We start from the raw sequence: 7,808 nt of genomic DNA, 5'->3' as shown, positions 1-7,808 counted from the left end.
AAGCGCACCGTTCGCCGCGGCGAGGTGCTGTGTGGTGTCAACAAGGGCCTGCCGGGCTTCTCGATCCCCGACGAGAAGGGCAACTGGACCGGCTTCGATGTCGACTTCTGCCGCGCGGTGGCGGCCGCGATCTTCGACGATCCGTCCAAGGCGAAATTCATCCCGCTCGATGCCAGCGAGCGCTTCAAGGAGTTGCAGAGCCGGAAGGTGGACATCCTCTCGCGCAACTCGACATGGAGCATGTCGCGCGAGACCAATTACGACCTCTATTTCCCGGCCGTCGCCTATTATGACGGCGAAGGCTTCATGCTGCCGCGCTCGCGCAACATCGATTCCGCACTGGATTTGAACGGCAGCAAGGTCTGCGTGCAGGCGGAGACCACGACGCAGCTCAACCTCGCCGACTATTTCCGTATCAACAATATGAAATATACGGAGATGAAGTTCGGAAAGCTCGAGGATGTCGTCAAGGCCTATGACAGCGGACAGTGCGACACCCTTACCGCCGATGCTTCCCAGCTCTATGCGCTCAGGCTCAACCTCTCCAAGCCCAACGACCACATCATCCTGCCCGACATCATCTCGAAGGAGCCGCTCGCGCCCGTGGTACGGCTGCGCGACGACGACTGGATGATGATCGTGAAATGGACGCTTTATGCGATGATCAACGCCGAGGAGCTCGGCATCACCTCGAAGAACATCGACGAGGCGATGAAATCGAAGAAGCCCGAGGTGATGCGGCTGGTCGGCACCGAAGGGTCCTATGGCGAGGACCTCGGCCTGACCAAGGACTGGGCCGCCCGCATCATCCGCCACGTCGGCAATTACGGCGAGATCTACGACCGCAATGTCGGCAGCGAGTCGAAGCTGAAGATCCCACGCGGCCTCAACCAGCTCTGGAGCGCCGGCGGCATCCAATACGCCCCGCCGATTAGGTAGGGGCCACATACGCCGTCATTGCGAGGAGCGTAGCGACGAAGCAATCCACGCTTCCGCAAGCGGCGAGATGGATTGCTTCGCTTCGCTCGCAATGACGGGATAGAGTTCAATACCCCTTTGCCCTGGCCAGTTGATCGGCGTGGAAATTGCTGTCGCCGAACAACTCCTGGCAGACGCGGGCGCGCTTCATGAAGAAGCCGATGTCGAACTGGTCGGTCATGCCCATGCCGCCATGCATCTGCACGCCTTCCTGCACGGCCAGCGTCGCCGTCGTGCCGGCGCGCGCCTTGGCAACGGCGACGGCGCTGCCCGCATTGGCCAAATCAGCATCGAGCGCCTGCAGCGCCTTCAGCACCGCAGCGCGGGTGATCTCGATATCGATGTAGAGCTGGGCAGCCCGGTGCTGCAGCGCCTGGAATTCGCCGATCGGCTTGCCGAACTGCTTCCGCTCCTTCAGGTAAGCGACGGTGCGGCCGAACACCTCTTCGCTCAAACCCACCATTTCCGACGCGACCGCGCCGCGGCCGACATTGAGCACGCTTTCGAGCAGCGGATAGCCCTGGTCGACCTCCCCCAGCACGCTGTCGGCATTGACCTCGACACTGTCGAACACGATGCGCGCCGCGTTGTGGGAGTCCACCATGATGGTGCGCTCTCTCGCAATCCCTTTGGCCTTCGGATCGACAAGGAACAGAGTCACCCCGTTCTTCTCCCCGGCGCTACCGGCCGTACGCGCCGCGACGATCAGGAGACCCGCGGTGTGGCCATCGACGACGAGAGCCTTGTCGCCATTCAGCTTGAAGCCGTTGCCACTGCGTATCGCCTGCATCCTGGTCTGCAGCGGCCGATGCTTGGCGCCTTCATCGACCGCGAGCGCAGCGAGCAGCGAGCCGTCGGCAATCCTGGGCAGATGCTGCGATTTCTGCGCCTCGCTGCCGCCGCGCGACAGCGCCGAGGCTGCAAGCACAGACGTGGCAAGGAACGGCGACGGCATCAGCGTGCGCCCTATCTCCTCCATCACGATCCCGGCCTCGACCGCGCCGAGCCCGCTGCCGCCGAATTGTTCTGATACCAAGAGGCCGGAGAAGCCCATCTCGGCAAAGGTGTTCCAGAGCTCGCGCGAGAAGCCGGTTTCGTCCTTGCTGTCGCGCAACTGGCGCAGATGCGAGACCGGCGCCTTGTCACTGATGAGGCCGCGCGCGCTGTCGCGCAGCATGGATTGTTCTTCATTGAGGATGAGGGCCATGGTGTATCAAGCTCCGGGCAGATCGAGGATGCGCTTGGCGACGATGCCGAGCATCACCTCTGAGGTGCCGCCCTCGATCGAATTGGCCTTGGTGCGCAGCCAGGCGCGCGGCCGGGCGCCGCCGCGGGAGCGCTCGCTCTCCCACTCCAGCGCGTCGATGCCGCCGGCCGACATCAGGATCTCGTAGCGACGCTTGTTGAGCTCGGTGCCGTAATATTTCATCGCCGAGGAAAATGCCGGATGCGCCTGCCCCGCCTTCGCGAGATCAACCGCGCGCTCAGCGGCCGCGGCGAGCGCCGCTTCATCGACTTCGAAGCTCGCGATCTGGCTGCGCAGCACCGCGTCATCCAGCCGACCCTGCGCGTCGGCACCGATGGAGTCGGCCGCGATCTGTCCGAGCGGACGGCCGACGCCGCGCTCGCCCATGCCCGAGATCATCGCGCGCTCGTGCTGCAGCAGATATTTCGCAACATCCCAGCCGCGGTTGATGGTGCCGACCACATGCGACTGCGGCACGCGGACGTTGTCGAAGAACGTCTCGCAGAACGGCGAATAGCCGGAGATCAACAGGATCGGCTTTGTCGACACACCTTTCGAGGTCATGTCGAACAGGATGAAGCTGATGCCGTCATGCTTCTTCGCGACCGGATCGGTGCGCACCAGGCAGAAAATCCAGTCCGCATAGTTGGCATAGGACGTCCAGATCTTCTGGCCATTGATGATGAAATCATCGCCGTCGCTTTCGGCCCGCGTCTGCAGCGAAGCGAGGTCGGAGCCGGCATTCGGCTCGGAATAGCCCTGGCACCAGCGGATCAAGCCGGCCGTGATCTTCGGCAGATGCTCCTTCTTCTGCGCCTCCGTGCCGTATTTGAGCAGCGCCGGCCCAAGCATGGAGATGCCGAACGAGGTCAGCGGCTGCCGCGCGCCGATCGCCGCCATCTCCTGGCGCAGGATCTTCGCCTCCTCGCCATCGAGCCCGCCGCCGCCATATTCCTTCGGCCAATGCGGCACCGTCCAGCCCTTGTCGCGCATCCGCTCGAACCAGACCCGCTGCGGCTCGGAGGAGAATTTCGCGTTGCGGCCGCCCCAAAACGTGTCGCCGTCCGAGGTCATGGGCTTGCGCATCTCCGGCGGGCAGTTCTGCTCCAGCCAGGCGCGGGTTTCACTGCGGAATTTTTCAAGATCGGCCATGGCGCGTTTCCATCTGACGAATTGTTGAAACGACCTTAGCCGCCGGACCGTGGAATTCAATATCTCCCTGCGCCCAGCGCCGGTGGCCGCGCGGCTGAAAGGGGTGTATTCGCTTCCTGGCGTAATGATTGAAAAACAAGAGGAAACGGACATGAGGCTGAAGCTGCTTTCGCCTGGCGAAATGAACGAGGCGCAAAAACAGACCTATGACGAGGCTATTGCCGGCAAGCGCGGCTCGGCGCCGCCGCCGATGATGGCCTGGCTCAACAGCCCGGAAATGGCGAGGCATGCCACGCGGCTCGGCGAGATGCTGCGCTTCAACACAATGTTCCCGCCAAAACTTTCGGAGATCGCGATCCTCGTCACTGCGCGCCACTTCACCGCGCATTACGAATGGTTCGCGCACAAGCGCCTCGCGCTGAAGGGCGGCCTCGATCCGAAGATCATCGACGACATCCGCGACCGCCGCACGCCCGAATTCGACGACCCCAAGGCCAGGATGATCTACGACGTGGCGAAATCGCTGCACGAAGGCCATGGGCTGTCGCAGGCGCTCTATGATGAGGCCGTCGCGCTGCTCGGCGAGCGGGGCGTGATCGAGATCATCGGGCTCTGCGGCTACTACACGATGGTGTCGATGACGCTGAACACGTTTGAATTCGGCTTGCCGGATGGCGAGGTGTCGGAACTGGCGTGAGCCAGGGACGCTGCCGGAAACACAGGGTTTCAGGATAGGCCGGTACCGCGCGGTTCGGTTCATCGCTAGATACTGTTTTTCAACCGGAGCAGCAGCATGGCGCAAAATCCTCCCATCATCGCCGGCACGCGGATCGGGCATGTGCACCTGAAGGTCGCCGATCTCGATCGCGCGCTCGGCTTCTATTGCGGCGTGCTCGGCTTCGAGGTGCAGCAGCGCATGGGTGCCGGTGCCGCGTTCATCTCGGCGGGCGGCTACCATCACCATATCGGGCTGAACACCTGGGAGAGCAAAGGCGGCCACCCGCCACCATCAGGCACCACCGGCCTGTATCACACCGCGATCCTCTACCCCACCCGCCCCGCGCTGGCGGACGCGCTCCACCGCGTGCTCAGCGCTGGTATCGCACTCGACGGCGCCAGCGACCATGGCGTCAGCGAGGCGCTCTACCTGCGCGACCCCGACGAGAACGGCGTCGAGCTCTATTGGGACCGGCCCGAGGCGCAATGGCCGCGCACGCCGGATGGCAAGCTTGCGATGTTCACCAAGCGGCTCGATCTCGAGGATTTGCTGCGGCAGCGGGAAGTCTGAGCCTCGTAGCCCGGATGGAGCGAAGCGCAATCCGGGGACGCCTCGGAAGATTCCCGGATTTGGCTTCGCTCCATCCGGGCTACGCAATGCCGCGCCCGCGGATCATGATCAACACGGCCGCGATCAACTGGAGCGCGATGCAGCCGTAGAACGGCAGCGTGTAACTCCCCGATATATCGCGCAGCAAGCCGACCACGCCCGGACCGAAGGCATAGGTGATCTGGTTGATGGCGGTGACCAGGCTCACCAGAACCCCGAACGAGCGCGGATCGAATTCGCGCTGCACGATCAAGGCCGGCAGCGTGATCAGATTGCCGACCGAGAAGCCGAAGGCGGCGCAGGCCGCAACCAGCACCCAATCGCTGCGCAGGTTGATGATGACGAGCAGCGCCACGGCCTGACTGACAAAGGACAGCGGCCGACGCCAATCGCTGATTGAGCCGGTCGATCACGAAGGAGAACGTCACGCGACCGACCACCGCCATCGCGGTCAGAAGCGCCATCGCCACCGCCGCGCGCTCGCGGCCGATCACCTGATCCAGGAACGAGATCAGGTGGACGATGAAGCCGACCTGCGCAAACAGCACCAGGGCAAACGCGATCGAGACCGAGAGGAAGCCGAGATCGCGAAGCGCACGGGCGCGGATCTGCGTCGGCGACGGCCCTCCCGCCGCCGACAGCGCCACCGCCTCGATATGCGCCGGCGGCCGGCCGACGAACAGCACAATCACCGGCACCATGACCGCGACCATCGCGATGGCCGCCACGGTCATCGCGCCGGAGAAGCCGAAATATCCGATGCCGGCGATAAGCAGGGGCACGCCGGCGATGCCGCCAAAGCTCGCGCCGTTCAGCGCCAGGCTGATCGCCATGCCGCGCTTCTTGTCGAACCACAGACCGAGCGTGTTGGTGATCATGCCGAGGCTGGTGCCGGCCCAGCCGAAGGCGAGCACGGCATCGGCAAGATAAAGCTGCCAGGGCTCGCGCACCTGCCCGATCGCGACCGCCGCCGCAGCCATCGCGATCGTGCCCGCGATCAAGCAGCTTCGCGGACCGAACGCCTTGATCGCCTCGCTGACGAAGACGACGAGCCCCGCGCCTGCGAGATAGAAGAACGTGGTGCCGGAGGAGATCAGCGATGCCGGCCAGCCGTGCAGGCGCTGCAGCTCGGCGACATAGACGCTCTGACCGTAAAAACCGAGGCCCCAGCCGAACGTCGCGAGCAGGAAGCAGACCAGCACGATGCGCCAACCGTCGTAGCGGAGCGCGGTCTCGTCGGTGCTGGTGTGAGTTGATGCGTCCACGGTTCTTGCTTGTCGTTTGTCTGTTGGTCTAGCCGTCATGCCCGGGCTTGACCCGGGCATCCACGTTCTTTTCGGCCGCCAAGGACGTGGATGGCCGGGACGAGCCCGGCCATGACGAACACCATTAGCAGGGCTTGCTAGATCATCATTTCGATCACCACCGAACTGTCAGCAGTTGTCAGCAAGTCCTCAAATAGTTGGTTCCGGAAACTCATCGACCGTTCGCAATTTCGCCCGCCGCTTCGCAAGCGATACGATCCACAGCACGGCGAGCCCCAGCACCACCGGCGGGAACACGACAAGATTCACCGCCGACCAGCCGTAATTGGCGAGCAATTGGCCTGATAAGAACGAGCCGATCGCCATCGTCCCGAACACCAGGAAATCGTTGAACGCCTGCACCTTGTTGCGCTCCTGCGGCCGGTGCGTCTCCAGGACCAACGCGGAGGCGCCGACGAAGCCGAAATTCCAGCCGACGCCGAGCACGATCAGCGTCGCCCAGAAATGCAGCGTGGTCAGGCCGGAGAGCCCGATCGTCGCCGCAAGCGCCTCCAAGAGCAGGCCGAGCGCAACGATGCGCGGTGCGCCGAAGCGGGCGATCAGCGAGCCCGTGAAGAAGCTCGGGCCATACATCGCGATGATGTGCCACTGAATCGCGAAATTGGAATCGCTGAGCGAGAGGCCGCACATCTTCATCGCGAGCGGCGCCGACGTCATCACCAGGTTCATCATGGGATAGGCGATGATGCCGCACAGCGCGGCGGCGATGAACCGCGGCTGCCGCGCGATCTCGAGCAGCGGCCGGCCGCCATGCAGATCGACCGCCGCGGGCTTTGGCGCATCAACGCCGGCCAGCACCGCCATCGCGACCAGGGCGACGAACGCCTGCACCACGAAGCTGAAGGCGAAGAGATAAGGCGGCCAGATGTCCATGGTCCACTGCACGAGCTGCGGACCGAGCACGCCGGCGAATACGCCGCCCGCCATCACCCAGGACACCGCCTTGGGCCGGAACGCGGCACTGGCGCCGTCGGCGGCGGCGAAGCGATAGGATTGCGCCACTGCGCCATAGAGCCCGCCGAGAAAGGTCGCAAGGCAGAACAGCCAGAACGCGCCGCGCAGGATGGCGAAGGCGCCAAGCACCCCGGTGAGCACGCCGCAGCCGGTGCCGATGATGAACGCCGTGCGCCGGCCATAGGCGCGCGAGATCGCGCCGGTCGGCAGCGTGCCGGCGGCAAGCCCCAGCACATACATCGACAGCGGCACGGTCGCGAGCGAGACGCTGGGCGCCAGCGTCGCGCCGACGATCGAGCCGGTCGCGAAGATGACGGCCGAATTGGCACCGGTCAGCGCCTGCGCTGCGGCCAGCCGCAGCACATTGGCGCGCGCCCGCGCGTCGTCGGCGATCTCATCGCTGGTTGTGGCACTCATCGACGTTCCCATCCCAAGGCGCCCGGCAGGGAACCTCGCTGTTGCAGGCGCACTATGGAGAGCGGACGCCGCCCGATCAACCAGCGCAAACGGACGGACGTTATGCAGGTGGCGCTGTGTGTTCCGCGTCACGGCCACGCTTCGCAATGACGGTGAGGTCTGATTCACATGTCAAACAGCTCTCCGCTGTCATCGTCCGCGAAGGCGGACGATCCAGTATTCCAGAGGCGGTAGTGCTTGAGCCGAGAGGCCGCCGGATACTGGATGCCCCGCCTGCGCGGGGCATGACGGTGGAGTGTGGTGAGAGGATGTGAGTTCGCATTCTCGCGGCGCGTTACGCCCGAGCTTTGCGTCACTTTCCGCCCTCCTCGAAATCAGAGGGCGCAGGGAAAGCCGGGTGCTGGTTGCA

At 64.3% G+C, this 7,808-nt stretch carries 6 protein-coding genes and 1 pseudogene; 3 read left to right on the top strand and 4 right to left on the bottom strand.

Annotated features, from left to right (window positions below):
• A partial coding sequence (locus CWO89_RS37705; RefSeq protein ID WP_130583429.1) for an amino acid ABC transporter substrate-binding protein occupies positions 1 to 939 on the top strand: 939 nt, incomplete at its 5' end.
• A 106-nt stretch (positions 940 to 1,045) separates the two neighbouring features.
• On the opposite strand, the gene CWO89_RS37700 is transcribed toward CWO89_RS37705, so the two are convergent.
• Together CWO89_RS37700 and CWO89_RS37695 are read right to left on the bottom strand one after the other, a co-directional pair.
• Positions 1,046 to 2,185 (bottom strand): acyl-CoA dehydrogenase family protein, encoded by a 1,140-nt coding sequence (locus CWO89_RS37700; RefSeq protein WP_130583428.1) that lies wholly within the window; start codon positions 2,183 to 2,185, stop codon positions 1,046 to 1,048.
• Positions 2,186 to 2,191: 6 nt separating this feature from the next.
• Positions 2,192 to 3,376: an acyl-CoA dehydrogenase family protein gene (locus CWO89_RS37695; protein WP_130583427.1), complete on the bottom strand. Its 1,185-nt coding sequence runs from the start codon at positions 3,374 to 3,376 to the stop codon at positions 2,192 to 2,194.
• 151 nt (positions 3,377 to 3,527) lie between these two features.
• Here CWO89_RS37695 and CWO89_RS37690 point away from each other — a divergent pair, with 151 nt between their 5' ends.
• Positions 3,528 to 4,073, top strand: coding sequence for a carboxymuconolactone decarboxylase family protein (locus CWO89_RS37690; protein WP_165421491.1), 546 nt, complete (start codon positions 3,528 to 3,530; stop codon positions 4,071 to 4,073).
• A gap of 96 nt (positions 4,074 to 4,169) precedes the next feature.
• Positions 4,170 to 4,664: a VOC family protein gene (locus tag CWO89_RS37685; protein WP_130583425.1), complete on the top strand. Its 495-nt coding sequence runs from the start codon at positions 4,170 to 4,172 to the stop codon at positions 4,662 to 4,664.
• 79 nt (positions 4,665 to 4,743) lie between these two features.
• Here the strand turns inward: CWO89_RS37685 and CWO89_RS37680 are convergent.
• Positions 4,744 to 5,968, bottom strand: a pseudogene (locus tag CWO89_RS37680) (MFS transporter).
• 189 nt (positions 5,969 to 6,157) lie between these two features.
• The gene (locus CWO89_RS37675; protein ID WP_130583424.1) at positions 6,158 to 7,399 is read right to left on the bottom strand and encodes an MFS transporter; all 1,242 of its coding nucleotides are present in this window, start codon (positions 7,397 to 7,399) and stop codon (positions 6,158 to 6,160) included.
• Positions 7,400 to 7,808 lie beyond the last annotated feature (409 nt).

Origin of the sequence: Bradyrhizobium sp. Leo170 (assembly GCF_004296405.1) — a bacterium.
Taxonomy (GTDB): Bacteria; Pseudomonadota; Alphaproteobacteria; order Rhizobiales; family Xanthobacteraceae; genus Bradyrhizobium.
Note: the sequence above shows the minus strand (reverse complement) of the source record. Positions and strands in the feature narration are given on the sequence as shown.